Source organism: Pseudomonas canadensis, from assembly GCF_000503215.1.
GTDB lineage: Bacteria > Pseudomonadota > Gammaproteobacteria > Pseudomonadales > Pseudomonadaceae > Aquipseudomonas > Aquipseudomonas canadensis.
Map to the genome: position 1 here is coordinate 825552 of NZ_AYTD01000013.1, position 13529 is coordinate 839080.

Consider the following 13529-nt stretch of genomic DNA (forward strand, 5'->3'; position numbering starts at 1 on the left):
GTTTCTGGTAGCTAGCGATTAATCATCCAAAACGGGAAAACTGTGGGCAATATCGTCACCGGTGAATTCAGGAATCCACCCTTTCGCGGTATTGAATAAACGCAACGCCACGAAGTGCGGGTTATCACCCATGTCAAACCAGTGCGCCATACCGGCCGGGACCACCAGCAGGTCGTTTTTCTCGCAGCGTACGGCGTATACGTAATCGCCTATGTGCAACGCGAACAGGCCCTGGCCGGCGAGGAAGAAACGCGCGTCGTCTTCGCTGTAGCGGCGCTCCTCAAGAAACTGCCCACGTAACTCGGCGTTCTGCGCGGGGTCTGCGGCATTCCTCAGCACCTCGGCGGCGCTGTAGCCGAGCTTATCGATCTGCGCCTGACAGGCGGCGATCAGCTCGGCATCGCTGGCGCCCCGCTCGACCGAACCAGGCTGCCAGCGCTCAAAACGCACGCCCTGCTCGGCCAAGGTGGCGGCGATGTCCTCGAAATGGGTCAGGACCTTGTTCGGCGTATCCGGTGTAGCGACGGAGTAGACAGCGACATAGCTCATTGAAGGGTTCCTTGGTTCTGCTCTTGCAATCGAAAACCGATGATAACGGCGGCCGCCAGGGCAGCGACGCTGGCGATACTGAAGGTCAGGGTCGGCCCCAACAGGTTCCAACTGTAGCCTGAATACAGAGCGCCCAATGCGCCGCCAGTGCCGGCCAGCGCCGCATACAGCGCTTGGCCCTGGCCTTGTTGCCTGTCACCGAAACTGCGCTGCACAAAGGCAATCGCCGCCGCATGAAAACTGCCGAAGGTAGCGGCGTGCATCACCTGCGCCAGCAACAGCACCCAGAAAAATTCGGCAAACGAGCCCAGCAGCAGCCAGCGCAGTGCCGCCAGCAGGAAACTCGCCAGCAACACCCGGCGTACCGAAAAGCGCGAAAGGATGCGGCTCATGGCCAGGAACATCAGCACTTCCGCCACCACCCCCAACGCCCACAACATCCCGATCACACCGCGGCTGTAGCCCAAGTGTTCGAGGTGCAAAGTGAGAAAGGTGTAATACGGGCCATGGCTCATCTGCATCAGCGCCACGCAGGCATAAAACGCCAGGACGCCGGGGCTGCGCAATTGCTTGAGAAAACCGTCACCCGCCAGGCGATTGCCGTGGCTGGCAGGCTGCGCATTCGGCACCCACAGGCTGGCACCGATGATGCCGGCCATGATCACCACGACCACTACCGGGTAGATATCCAGGCTCAGCCAGTCGAACAGGCGGCCCATGACCACCACGGTGAGAATGAAGCCGATGGAGCCCCACAGGCGGATCTGGCTGTAACGCGAGGTCTGTTTTTGCAGGTGCGCAAGGGTGATCACTTCAAACTGCGGCAGCACTGCATGCCAGAAGAACGCATGCAGCGCCATGACCAGCGCCAGCCAGGCGTAGGTGTGGCTGATAAATATCAGCGAAAAACTTGCCAGGGTGCACACCGCGCCGAACCGCACGATGGCCAGGCGCCGGCCGGTGTAGTCGCCCAGCCAGCCCCACAGGTTGGGCGCCACACAGCGCATCAGCATGGGGATGGCGACCAGCTCGCCGATGCGCGCGCTGGAGAACCCCAGGTGGTCGAAGTACAGCGCCAGAAAGGGCGCCGTCGCCCCCAGGAGGGCGAAGTAGAAGAGGTAGAAGCTGGAGAGGCGCCAGTACGGAAGGGCTGTCACAGCCGAACCGTCACAGCTGGCCCAGCACCGGCGTACTCACGCGAACATCGGCATTCTGCCCACGGTTGCGCAGCAGGTGATCCATCAACACGATGGCCATCATAGCTTCGGCGATCGGCGTTGCACGGATGCCCACGCAAGGATCGTGGCGCCCCTTGGTGATCACGTCCACCGGGTTGCCGTGCACATCAATCGAACGGCCCGGCGTGGTGATGCTCGACGTCGCCTTGAGCGCCAGGTGCGCCACAATTGGCTGACCGGAAGAAATGCCACCGAGGATGCCGCCCGCGTTGTTGCTGAGGAAACCTTCCGGGGTCAGCTCGTCGCGGTGCTCGGTGCCGCGCTGGGACACACAGGCGAAGCCGGCGCCGATTTCCACGCCTTTCACCGCGTTGATGCTCATCAGCGCATGGGCCAGCTCCGCGTCGAGGCGGTCGAAGATCGGTTCGCCCAGACCGGGTTTCACGCCTTCGGCAACCACAGTGATCTTGGCGCCGACGGAGTCCTGGTCGCGGCGCAACTGGTCCATATAGGCTTCCAGTTCCGGCACCTTGTCCGGGTCGGGGCTGAAGAAGGCGTTGTCTTCCACGCTGTCCCAGGTCTTGAACGGGATTTCAATCGGGCCCAACTGGCTCATGTAGCCACGGATCACAATGCCCTGGGTCGCCAGGTATTTCTTGGCGATGGCACCGGCCGCCACGCGCATCGCGGTTTCGCGCGCCGAGCTGCGGCCGCCGCCACGGTAGTCGCGCTCGCCGTATTTGTGGTGATAGGTGTAGTCGGCGTGGGCCGGGCGAAACAGGTCCTTGATCGCCGAGTAGTCCTTGGACTTCTGGTCGGTATTGCGGATCAACAGGCCGATGGCGCAACCGGTGGTGCGGCCTTCGAACACGCCGGACAGGATCTCGACTTCGTCGGGCTCCTGGCGCTGGGTGGTGTGGCGGCTGGTGCCGGGCTTGCGGCGGTCGAGGTCGCGCTGCAGGTCTTCCAGGGACAGCTCGAGGCCGGGCGGGCAGCCGTCGACAATGGCGACCAACGCCGGGCCATGGCTTTCGCCCGCGGTGGTGACAGTGAACAGCTTGCCGAAGGTATTGCCGGACATGCAGGGCGCTCCGTGAAATCAGTTGAATCAAGTCAACCGTAATAACTTAAGGCGGCCAGTATACGCAGGCTAACCGAGTAGTTCATCCTCGAAACCTTAGCGGTAGACCTTGGTCCAACCGGCACCTCTCTCTTGATGGCGCGATGATGCTGCGAGTTCTGCTTTTGACCCTCACCCTGTTTTCCAGCCTAGGCTTCGCCGCCTCCCCTGTGGTGCTGCAACGGCCAATCAGCCTGGACACCGGTAGCGGCGAGCTGTTTGGTTCGCTCTTGCTGCCCAAATCCGACAAGCCAGTACCGGTGGTGCTGATCATCGCCGGTTCCGGCCCTACCGACCGCAACGGCAACAGTGCCGACGGCGCGCGCAATGACAGCCTCAAACGCCTGGCCTGGGTGCTGGCGCGGCATAACATTGCCAGCGTGCGCTACGACAAGCGCGGCGTAGCGGCCAGCCTGGCGGCGACCCCCGACGAGCGCAACCTGACCCTGGACGCCTACGTCGCCGACGCCGTGGCCTGGGGCAAATTGCTCAAGTCTGACAAGCGCCTGGGCCCGCTGATTGTGCTGGGCCACAGCGAAGGAGCGTTGGTGGCGGCCCTCGCCGCGCCGCAATTGGACCCGGCGGGCGTGGTCTCGCTGTCCGGCAGCGCGCGCCCGGTGGATCAAGTCATCCGCCAACAGTTGGCCGATCACCTGCCCCCTGCCCTGCTGCTGCGCAGCAACCAAATCCTCGATCATCTCAAGGCCGGCCAAGTGGATGCGGATGTGCCTGGCCCGCTGGAAGGCATTTTCCGACCCAGTGTGCAGCCGTATCTGATCAGCCTGTTCCGTGCCGATCCTTCGGCAGCCTTTGCCAAATTGAACATGCCGGCACTGATCATTCAGGGCACCAACGATATCCAGGTCGGTGTGGGCGATGCCCAGCAACTGAAAAAGGCCAAGCCCGACGCGCAGCTTGTGCTTATCGAGGGTATGAACCACGTGATGCGCATCGTGCCCAACGAGGTGAAACAGCAATTGGCCTCCTACAACGACCCGCAACTGCCCCTCGCCGCCGAGTTGGCCAACCGCCTGGTGCGCTTTATCGACGGACTTCAACCCCGTTAAGCGACAATTTGCCTCCAGTCCTGGGGAAAACGGCCGATAAGCCCAGAGTCGACAGTAAAAAGACTGTCGACTCGCAGGGCTTGGACAGGATCGCGCCGCATGACAACCACTGAAGCAACACCGGAATCCACCGCCGACACCCCGGCTGACAAAACCGAGGCCGTCGACGCGGCGCCCCTGCCGTGGGCGGATGTCCAGGCTGAGCATTTCAAAATGCTGCGCCTGGCGCCCCTGGCCACCGACCGTGCCACCGGCGTGCGGCCGTTGCGCTTCGTTCAGTTCGGCTACGCCGAGCGCAACGACAAACACCACAGCCTGTTGCGCATGGTCATCCAGTTGCCCGGCCAGCGCGTGCGCCGTGAACAGAATCACCTGGATATCTGGGTTGATCACGATAAACATCGCGTGCACTTCGGCCCCGGTAATAGCCTGGAAATCGAACCGGCCAACCGTGGCATCGGTCGTTTCCTGGTGGCCCAGGGGGCCGCATGGGCGAAAAAGAAATGGTCGCACTATCGCCTCGACGGCGTTGACCTGGCCAACAAGGACGCGCTGAACGAAGCCACCCGCCTGCGTCGCGATCACTTCCTGCGCATCCAGGGCTTTGATGTGGCTTATGCCGATGTGCAGCACCTCAAGGGTAACGTGCAGCCGGGCAAGGTCAGTGATGTGCTGGACAGTTGGAACACTGAAAAAGTGCAGTTCGTCGAGATTCTGGAAGCGGCGCAGATGCTGCAACAGGCCGAGCAGAATCTGTTGGAGCAGGAAGTGAAGCTGCGCAAGGAAGAGGAAAAGGTCACCAAGTTCAAGCGTGAGGACAGCGGGTTGCGCTTTACCATCACGTGCCTGGTGGCGTTTACAGTATTTCAGGCGGGATTATTGATCTGGATTGCTACACACCGCTAATCCAAATGCTTGATTAAATCTCCTGTAGGAGCCGGCAAGCCGGGCTCCTACAAGGTGTGCGTCACACTCGGGCGGCGAACACCGCCTGATGTTGACGGCACTGCTCAGCCGTCAACATGAACACCCCGTGACCGCCGCGCTGGAAGTCCAGCCAGGCAAAGTCCACTTCCGGGTACAACGCCTCGACGTGCACCTGGCTGTTACCCACTTCAACAATCAGCAAACCCTTCTCGGTGAGGTGGTCCGCCGCCTCGGCCAGCATGCGCCGCACCAGGTTCAGGCCATCATCGCCACACGCCAGGCCCAGTTCCGGTTCGTGCTGGTATTCGTCAGGCATATCGGCGAAGTCTTCGGCATCCACATACGGCGGATTGGACACGATCAGGTCAAAGCGCTGGCCCGGCAGGCCGTCGAATCCGTCCCCCTGCACGGTGTAGACACGTTCATCGACGCCATGGCGTTCGATATTCTGGTTGGCCACTTCCAGGGCTTCGAAGGACAAGTCCCCCAGCACCACTTCGGCGTCCTGGAACTCATAGGCACACGCGATACCGATGCAACCGGAACCGGTGCACAGGTCGAGGATGCGTGCCGGTGGCTGCGCCAGCCAGGGTTCGAAGCGGTTTTCGATCAGTTCGCCGATCGGTGAACGCGGGATCAGCACGCGTTCATCGACGATAAACGACATGCCACAGAACCAGGCCTCGCCGATCAGGTAAGGTGTGGGCACGCGTTCGTGGATGCGGCGATGCAACAAGCGTTGCAGGTGGGCGACTTCCTCTTCTTCCAGGTTGCAATCAAGGTAGCTGTCGGCAATTTCCCACGGCAAGTGCAAGGCACCGAGCACCAGTTGCCGGGCATCGTCCCAGGCATTGTCGGTGCCATGGCCAAAAAACAGGTCTTCCCCATGGAAACGGCTGACAGCCCAACGGATATGGTCGCGCAAGGTGCGCAGGCGGGAAGTGGTCACGGGGGCAAGCTCCTGGAAAAAACGACTGGCGATTCTAACAGCCTTCACCTGTACCGACGATGTACGAAAACCCGTCGCCATCCGTCGGATTTCATCCAAATTGCCATCATTGTGTTAAACAGGCCCACCTCTTGACATGGCTGCACGTCAACAACGGCGTACCTTACGATGGTAGCGATTCACAGAACCGCTCAGCCAGTGGACAATGTCGCAAAAGCCCCCCTCACAGGAGCCCCAGAATGTCCGTTCCAAAGACGATGTTTCAACTCAGCGGTCGTGGTTACGCAGCAGCGAACCTCAGCCATGCGACCCTCGTGATCATCGACGCCCAGAAGGAATACCTCAACGGCCCGCTCGCCCTCTCGGGCATGGACGCGGCCGTCGGCAACATCAAGCAGCTTGTGTCAGCCGCCCGCAACGCCGGGCGCCCGATCGTGCATGTACGTCACCTGGGCACCGTGGGTGGTCTGTTCGATCCACAGGGCGAGCGTGGCGAATTCATTCCGGGCCTTGAGCCGGAAGGCGACGAAACCATCATCGGCAAGCTGCTGCCCAGCGCCTTTCATGGCACCGGCCTGGAAAAACACTTGCAGGACCTCGGCTCCCTGGACCTGATCGTCTGCGGCTTCATGAGCCACTCCAGCGTCAGCACCACCGTGCGCGCCGCCAAGAACCTGGGCTTTCGCTGCACCCTCGTGGAAGACGCCTGCGCCACCCGCGACCTGCCTTACAAAGGTGGCATCCTCAGCGCCGAGCACGTGCAGCAAACCGAAATGGCCATCATGGCCGACAACTTCGCCACCCTGGCGTTGACCAAAGATCTGATCTGATCGACCTTCAGATGAGCGGCGCGGCCTGTTTACGGCCCCGCTCATCCGCAAAGCCCTTTCATTTGGCGCATTTACCCCTCGCCCCGGAACAACCTGTGTATTGTCCGGTCGAAGGGCCGATACCCTGGAGGAAAGGTCGGAATGAAGATATCCGATGGTTTTGACGCTCGTCGCTTGCGCCCCAAGGGCCCGAGCAACTGGCGTCTGCGCCTGGTAGCCGGCATTGCCGCGTTGCTGGCGATAGTTGGTTTGCTGTTGGCCGGCGCTGGTGGCGCCGGTTTGTTTGGTCACTCGCCAGCCCTTGGTGAATTGAATGCCAGCCCTGGCGGCTCGGCGATTCTGTTGGTGATCGGGCTGCTGGTGCTGTGGTTGGGCGTATGGTTATGGCGGCGCAGCCGTCGGAAGATGCGTCAGCCGTTGTCGCTGAACATCGCTTCACACCTGATGAAAAAGCACGACTGATGGCGCTTGGATAGCGTTTCCTGCGCCCTGGCCGCCGCGATTTAGGTAAACTGCCCGCCCTTCGCGGAGGCCAACATGCAAGACGACGATTTTTCCCTATTCAAAAACGAGCTGCGCGGCGTCAAGCCGATCAAGCACGACCGCGCCGACACCGGCAAACCCAAGGCCGACCGGGCGCAGATCGCCAAGCTGCGTCAGGCCGCGACCGTGCGCACCGATGCCACCACCGTGGATGGCCTGTCGGACCAGTTCGTGATCGACGTCGGCCCCGAAGACGAGCTGATGTGGGCCCGCGATGGCGTGCAGGAAAGCCAGATGCGCAAGCTCAAGGCCGGCCAGATCTCGTTCGAAGGCAGCCTTGATCTACATGGCATGAATGTCGAAAAAGCCCGAGAAACCCTGTGGGCCTTCCTGGCTGAAGCCACCAAGTTCGAAATCCGCTGCGTACGCGTCACCCACGGCAAGGCTGTGCGGCTGGACGGCAAGCGCCCGATGATCAAAAGCCACGTCAACACCTGGCTGCGCCAGCATGCCCAGGTGCTCGGTTTTGCCTCATGCCAGGCCCGCCACGGCGGCGCGGGGGCGGTGTATGTGATGCTCAAGCGCACCATGATGGAAGGGCGCGACGAGTAACAAGTGCCATCGTCAGGCTTGCAGCGATGTGCCCGCCACCGTAACCTTGCGCTTTGCGAAAATCCCACAGGTAGTTTCATGTCCCTGGAACAGAATTACACCGCGATCCTCGGCCAACTCGGCGAGGACGTTTCCCGCGAGGGCCTGCTCGACACGCCAAAGCGTGCCGCCAAGGCGATGCAGTACCTCTGCCGCGGCTATGAGCAGACTCTGGAAGAAGTCACCAACGGTGCCTTGTTCAGCTCCGACAACAGCGAAATGGTGCTGGTCAAGGACATCGAGTTGTACTCGCTGTGCGAACACCACCTGTTGCCGTTCATCGGCAAGGCGCACGTAGCCTACATCCCGAGCGGCAAAGTGCTGGGCCTGTCCAAGGTTGCGCGGATTGTCGACATGTACGCGCGCCGCCTGCAGATCCAGGAAAACCTCAGCCGCCAGATCGCCGACGCGGTGATGCAAGTGACCGGCGCCCTGGGCGTGGCCGTGGTGATCGAAGCCAAGCACATGTGCATGATGATGCGCGGTGTGGAGAAACAGAATTCGTCGATGATCACTTCGGTGATGCTGGGTGAGTTCCGCGAAAACGCGGCCACCCGCAGCGAATTCCTCAGCCTGATCAAGTAACAGGCTGTGCACAAAAAAACCGGCGTTCATCGCCGGTTTTTTTTCGTCTGCAAAATTGAGGTAAGCTGCGGCCCCTTCTTCATGGGCAAGAGGTTTCAGCCATGTTCGTCAAAGCACTTCGAGTGGGCCTCGGCCACGTCATCATCGCGGGCGACTTTCTTACCCGCCCACGCAAAAAGCAGCGTTCCGCCGAGCAACAGGCACAGGTGAATGCAGCGGCCAAAGAGCTGACGCTGTATCAGTTCCACGCCTGCCCGTTCTGCGTGAAGACCCGTCGCACCCTGCACCGCCTGAATGTGCCCGTCGCGCTGAAAGATGCGAAGAATAACGACCAGGACCGCCAGACCCTGCTGGAGCAAGGCGGCAAGATCAAGGTGCCGTGCCTGCGTATCGAAGAGAATGGCCAGACCACCTGGATGTATGACTCCAAGGTGATCATTGATTACCTCGATAAGCGTTTCGCAGCAGTCTGACAGCCCCCCACCTGTAGGAGCCCGGCTTGCCGGCGATGGCGTCCGTAAAATCGCCGCCTGGCGTTGGGGCCTCATCGCCGGCAAGCCGGGCTCCTACAGGTCGTTGATATCCAGATCCAGCAGCGCGGACCCTAGGCATTTGCCATGGGCATCCAGCGCCAGCGAGCGGGTGACGCCGCCGCGCAGGATGCCCGGCAACACGAAGTTCAGCGCCTGCACATTCGGCAACTCATAACGCCGCACCGGCGCCGCACCCGGTTCCCGTAAGCCCGCGAAAAACTCGGCCACGCGCTCGGCCGTCAATTGTTCGCAGAGCAGTGGGTAGTCCTCGACACGATAAGCAATGATCGAAATGTTCGACGTGTCGCCCTTATCCCCTGTGCGGGAATGGGCCAGCATCTGCAGCTTCATGCTTCGATCCTCGGGTTGACCTTATCGCGCGGCAGCAACAACGACGCTACCGCCACCACCTGACGCACGCTTTTGCTGGCACCGCCGCCGCCCGACGGGCCGTTGGTGTAGAGGGTTTCCACTTCATTGCCCACCCGAACCGCCTCACCACGCTCCTCACAGCGAGCCGCCACGCGCAGGCGCACTTCCCAAGGCTCGACCGTGCTGCGCGGACCGTGGAGCGAGTCCATGCCGATCAACTCAGCACGCACGTCCTGCATCTTCACGCCCATCAGTTCAAGACGCTTGAGGACGACATCCCGAGCCAGCTGCGCCCGTGCGACAGCGCCGGGACCGCCGTAGGACATCTGCCCTTCACCTATCCAACCGTCCAGATAGCCGACACTGACCTTCAACTTTTCTGGGCGCGCAAGGCCGTCTGCACCTCGGGCACGCACGCGGTCGACGCTTTCCTCAACGAAACTCACTTGAGAGAAATCGGCCGTCACGTCAGGCGTGAGGTACGCCGCCGGGTCGTGCACTTCATAGATCAGCTGTTCAGTGCAGGTCGCACGGCTGACCCGCCCGCCGGACCCACCCACCTTGGTAATCACCGCCTCACCGTCCTCAGCGATCTCGGCCAAGGGGAAACCCAGGCGCGCCAGGTCCTCCACATCCTTGAAGCCAGGATCCGCGAAATAGCCGCCGCTGACTTGCCCGGCGCATTCAAGCAAATGCCCCACCAACGTGCCGCGCCCCAGACGCTGCCAATCGTCCGCTGCCCAACCGAATGCAAACATCTGCGGTGCCAGGAACAGCGAGGGGTCAGCCACACGCCCGGTGATCACTACGTCCGCATCGGTCTTCAACGCCTGCAGAATGCCGTCGACGCCCAAATAGGCATTCGCGGAAATCAGTCGTGCGCCCAAGGAACCGACCGTCTGGCCGTTATCCAGCAAACACTCGGGCTGCAACACGCTCAACACATCATCGCCGACGACAGCGACCACCTTGAGATCAAGGCCCAATTCTTTGGCGATTCGCCGCACTTCACTGGCCGCTGCCACCGGATTGGCCGCGCCCATATTGGTAATCACCCGCAAGCGACGACGCCCGGCTTTCACACCAACGAAAGGCAACACGCGGCGCATACGCTCACTCAACAGCGGGTCGTAACCGCCCTCTGGATCGCTGATTCGCGCCTGCTGCGCCAAAGCAATCGTGCGTTCGGCCAGGCATTCGAACACCAGGTAATCCAGGTCGCCCTGCTCGGCCAGTTCCACGGCAGGTTCGATACGGTCGCCGGAATAGCCGGCGCCGGAACCGATACGCAAGGTTTTCATCTCAAATAACTCCCAGGAGCAACGCGGTCAGGGTCATCAACACCGACGCGGCAAACAGAAACGGAATGGTGAAGCGCTGGTGATCGGCCAGTTCGATCTTGCACAGGCCCACCAACAGGAAGGTCGCTGGGGTCAGCGGGCTGACTGGGAAGCCAGTGGTGTGCACACCCAGCAACGAGGCCTGGGCAACTTGCAGCGGGTCGACGCCTAGGGCCTTGCCGACTTCGGCGATCACCGGCATCACGCCGAAATAGTAGGAATCCGGGTCAAACAGCATGCTCAGTGGCATGGAAATGAAGCCCACCACCGCCGGGATCAACTTGCCGTGGCCGGCCGGAATCTGCGCCACCGCCACTTCGGCAATCGCCTTGAGCATGCCGGTGCCCTGCATGATGCCGGTGAACACCCCGGCGGCGAGCAGGATGCTGGCCATGGTCAGGGCGGTTTTGGCATGGGCGTCGATGCGGGCACGCTGGGCGTCGACGTTCGGGTAGTTGATACACAGTGCCACCACCGTGCCGAGCATGAACATCACCACCGGATCGACCCAACCGGCAATCATCACCACCATCACCAACACGGTCAGGATCAGGTTGACCCAGAACAGGCGCGGGCGACGCAGCTTGATGTCATCGTCACTCAGCACCCGTTGCGGCACCGCATCCACGGTGGAGCCAGCGCCGAGGCCCAGGCGTTTCTCTTCGCGACGGCCGAGCCACCAGGCACAGGCGAACACAAAGATCAGGCCGACAATCTGCACGGGGATCAGCGGCTGGAACAGGTCCGCCACCGGCACGTGCAGGGCCGCAGAGGAACGCAGCACCGGACCGGTCCACGGCAAGAAGTTGACCCCGGCCGCCATCGCGCAAACACAAGCCAGGATGCGTTTATCGATGCCCAGCCGTGTATACAACGGCAGCATCGCCGGCACCGTCACCAGAAAGGTCACCGCGCCGGAGCCATCCAAATGCACCAGCAGCGCCAGGGTCGCGGTGCCTACGACAATGCGTGTAGGACGCGTGCCTACCGTGCGCAGGATGCGATCAATGATGGGGTCGAGCATGCCGGCATCGGTCATGATCCCGAAAAACAGGATCGCAAACACAAACATGCCCACCACGGGGGCGACGTTCTTGATGCCGGTGATGATGAAGGCGCTGGTTTGCAAGCCGAACCCGCCAAGCAGCGCGGCGATGATCGGCAGGGCGATCAGGGCCACCAGTGGCGAAAGGCGTTTGCTCATGACGGCAGCGAGCAGGCACAGGATGGTAATGACACCCAGGGTAGCGAGCATGGGTTACTCCAGAGCGGCCTTGATGGCCGGTTATTGTTTTCCCTGGAGTATTGGAAGCAGGTTAATCTTTGTAAATTGGAATATTCACCCGCTAGTGTTCGGAAAAACAAAATGAAGCTGCTCTTATGAAAAACAGCATCCAACACATCCAGGCTTTCCTCGCCGTCGCTCGCACCGGCAGTTTCACCAAGGCCGCCAACGAGTTGCACCTGTCGCCCTCTGCGCTCACCGTACAGGTGCAACAGCTGGAAGACTGGCTCGGCGTCGCCCTGCTCGACCGCAGCCCCCGCCATGTCAGCATCACCGCTGCGGGCCAGGACGCGCGTGGCCCCATGGAAAAACTGCTGCTGGACCTGGACAACATCGTCACCGGCTCCCGCGACCTTGCCGCCCTGCGCCGAGGCGTGGTCACTATAGCTGCCCTGCCCTCCGTATGCGCCGGCACATTGCCGCCGGTTCTACGCGTGTTTCGCGAGCGCTTTGCCGGGATCGAAGTGCGCCTGCATGACCTGGTGGCCCATCGCATTCATGCCCAAGTGCGTTCCGGCGAGGTGGATTTCGGCATCGGCGTGCGCGCACGGCTCAGCCACGGCCTGGAATTCGTGCCGGTGTTGAATGATCGCTTGTGTGCATTCGTGCCGGTCGACCATCCGCTGACCCGCCATCGCACACTGACCCTGGAGCAGTTGGCCGATCAGCCGATCATCCTCACTGGCCGCGACAGCAGCGTGCGCGAGCAAGTGGATGCATTGTTCGATGAGACTCGGTTGACGATGAACGCCGGCATGGAGGCCAACTACATGTCGACGGTATTGGCATTGGTGCGCCAAGGGTTGGGGATCAGTGTGCTGCCGGAGTCGGCGGCGGACAGCCTGGAGGGATTGAAACGCATCAACATCGATCATCCCGGCGTGAACCGGGAGATCGGGTTGATCAGTCGCAGCGGGATGGGCTTGAGCCCCGCGGCGCAGCGGTGTTTTGATCTACTGAATACAGAATTGCGATCCCTGTAGGAGCCCGGCTTGCCGGCGATGGCGCCCCTGAAAACGCTATCGCCGGCAAGCCGGGCTCCTACAGATTAGGGTACTCAGTCCAACATGGCGACGTGCTTGGGATGGCTGGCCACTCGCGCCAGCCAGGCTTGAACACCCGGATAAGCATCCAACTCAAAACCACCCTCATTCGCCACATGGGTGTAGGCATACAAGGCCACATCGGCGATGGAGAACTGATCGCCCACCAGATACGGCGTGAGTTGCAATTGGCGCTCCATCACTTTGAGCGCTTTGTAACCGCCCTTGTGCAGCTTCTTGTATTCCTCCAGGCGATCCTCAGGCAACCCCAGGTAAAACTGGATAAACCGCGCCACCGCAATGTACGGCTCGTGGCTGTACTGCTCGAAGAACTGCCACTGCAGCACTTGCGTGCGCAGGCGCGGTTCGGAAGGTAGGAATTCACTGCCATCGGCCAGGAAGTTGAGAATCGCGTTGGACTCCCACAGGCAGGTGCCGTCTTCCAGTTCCAGCACGGGGATCTTGCCGTTGGGGTTCTTCGCCAGGAATTCGGCGGTCTGGGTGTCACCCTTGAGGATGTCCACATCCACCCATTGGTACGGGATGCCCAACAGGCTGAGCATCAATTTGATCTTGTAGCAGTTGCCCGACTTGTAATCGCCATAAACCTTGTACAT

General features: G+C 61.3%; 16 protein-coding genes. 8 read left to right on the forward strand and 8 right to left on the reverse strand.

Going from position 1 to position 13529, the window contains the following annotated elements; all coding sequences use genetic code 11:
• Nucleotides 1-18: 18 nt before the first annotated feature.
• Genes U367_RS0112670 through aroC form a run of 3 tightly spaced genes read right to left on the reverse strand, consistent with a single transcriptional unit; the run spans nt 19 to nt 2808 of the window.
• On the reverse strand, nt 19-549 hold the full coding sequence (locus tag U367_RS0112670) for a 1,2-dihydroxy-3-keto-5-methylthiopentene dioxygenase (protein ID WP_028617253.1): 531 nt from the start codon (nt 547-549) through the stop codon (nt 19-21).
• On the reverse strand, nt 546-1706 hold the full coding sequence (locus tag U367_RS0112675) for an MFS transporter (protein WP_028617254.1): 1161 nt from the start codon (nt 1704-1706) through the stop codon (nt 546-548). The genes U367_RS0112670 and U367_RS0112675 overlap by 4 nt, the downstream gene beginning before the upstream one ends.
• Before the next feature lie 10 nt (nt 1707-1716).
• Entirely contained in the window at nt 1717-2808 is a 1092-nt protein-coding gene (gene aroC / locus U367_RS0112680) for a chorismate synthase (protein WP_016976377.1), read from the reverse strand.
• A 143-nt stretch (nt 2809-2951) separates the two neighbouring features.
• Here aroC and U367_RS0112685 point away from each other — a divergent pair, with 143 nt between their 5' ends.
• The gene (locus U367_RS0112685; protein ID WP_028617255.1) at nt 2952-3914 is read left to right on the forward strand and encodes an alpha/beta hydrolase; all 963 of its coding nucleotides are present in this window, start codon (nt 2952-2954) and stop codon (nt 3912-3914) included.
• Nucleotides 3915-4013: 99 nt separating this feature from the next.
• Nucleotides 4014-4820 (forward strand): hypothetical protein, encoded by an 807-nt coding sequence (locus U367_RS0112690; protein WP_028617256.1) that lies wholly within the window; start codon nt 4014-4016, stop codon nt 4818-4820.
• A 61-nt stretch (nt 4821-4881) separates the two neighbouring features.
• Here the strand turns inward: U367_RS0112690 and prmB are convergent, their stop codons facing one another.
• Nucleotides 4882-5790 (reverse strand): 50S ribosomal protein L3 N(5)-glutamine methyltransferase, encoded by a 909-nt coding sequence (gene prmB, locus U367_RS0112695; RefSeq protein ID WP_016976374.1) that lies wholly within the window; start codon nt 5788-5790, stop codon nt 4882-4884.
• Nucleotides 5791-6029: 239 nt separating this feature from the next.
• On the opposite strand from prmB, the gene U367_RS0112700 reads away from it, so the two are divergent.
• The 5 genes from U367_RS0112700 (at nt 6030) to U367_RS0112720 (ending at nt 8812) form a co-directional block, all read left to right on the forward strand.
• A complete protein-coding gene (locus tag U367_RS0112700; protein ID WP_016976373.1) occupies nt 6030-6620 on the forward strand; it encodes a cysteine hydrolase family protein in 591 nt (196 codons plus the stop codon).
• Between the two features lie 141 nt (nt 6621-6761).
• The gene (locus U367_RS0112705) at nt 6762-7082 is read left to right on the forward strand and encodes a hypothetical protein (protein ID WP_028617257.1); all 321 of its coding nucleotides are present in this window, start codon (nt 6762-6764) and stop codon (nt 7080-7082) included.
• 75 nt (nt 7083-7157) lie between these two features.
• A complete protein-coding gene (locus U367_RS0112710) occupies nt 7158-7715 on the forward strand; it encodes a Smr/MutS family protein (protein WP_028617258.1) in 558 nt (185 codons plus the stop codon).
• 78 nt (nt 7716-7793) lie between these two features.
• On the forward strand, nt 7794-8339 hold the full coding sequence (gene folE, locus U367_RS0112715; RefSeq protein ID WP_003442011.1) for a GTP cyclohydrolase I FolE: 546 nt from the start codon (nt 7794-7796) through the stop codon (nt 8337-8339).
• Between the two features lie 101 nt (nt 8340-8440).
• Nucleotides 8441-8812 carry a glutathione S-transferase N-terminal domain-containing protein gene (locus U367_RS0112720; protein ID WP_028617259.1) on the forward strand — a complete coding sequence of 124 codons (372 nt, stop codon included), beginning with the start codon at nt 8441-8443 and terminating at the stop codon, nt 8810-8812.
• 93 nt (nt 8813-8905) lie between these two features.
• Here the strand turns inward: U367_RS0112720 and U367_RS0112725 are convergent, their stop codons facing one another.
• From U367_RS0112725 to U367_RS0112735, 3 genes are read right to left on the reverse strand one after another with little or no spacing between them, the layout of a single operon-like run.
• Entirely contained in the window at nt 8906-9223 is a 318-nt protein-coding gene (locus tag U367_RS0112725; RefSeq protein WP_028617260.1) for an AtuA-related protein, read from the reverse strand.
• Nucleotides 9220-10545 (reverse strand): acyclic terpene utilization AtuA family protein, encoded by a 1326-nt coding sequence (locus U367_RS0112730; protein WP_028617261.1) that lies wholly within the window; start codon nt 10543-10545, stop codon nt 9220-9222. Before U367_RS0112730 ends, U367_RS0112725 begins: the two co-directional genes overlap by 4 nt.
• Nucleotide 10546: 1 nt before the next feature.
• The gene (locus U367_RS0112735) at nt 10547-11839 is read right to left on the reverse strand and encodes a CitMHS family transporter (RefSeq protein ID WP_016976366.1); all 1293 of its coding nucleotides are present in this window, start codon (nt 11837-11839) and stop codon (nt 10547-10549) included.
• A gap of 125 nt (nt 11840-11964) precedes the next feature.
• Here U367_RS0112735 and U367_RS0112740 point away from each other — a divergent pair, with 125 nt between their 5' ends.
• The gene (locus tag U367_RS0112740; protein WP_028617262.1) at nt 11965-12852 is read left to right on the forward strand and encodes a LysR family transcriptional regulator; all 888 of its coding nucleotides are present in this window, start codon (nt 11965-11967) and stop codon (nt 12850-12852) included.
• Between the two features lie 74 nt (nt 12853-12926).
• Here the strand turns inward: U367_RS0112740 and U367_RS0112745 are convergent, their stop codons facing one another.
• Nucleotides 12927-13529, reverse strand: a complete 603-nt coding sequence (locus tag U367_RS0112745; protein WP_028617263.1) for a glutathione S-transferase family protein — start codon at nt 13527-13529, stop codon at nt 12927-12929.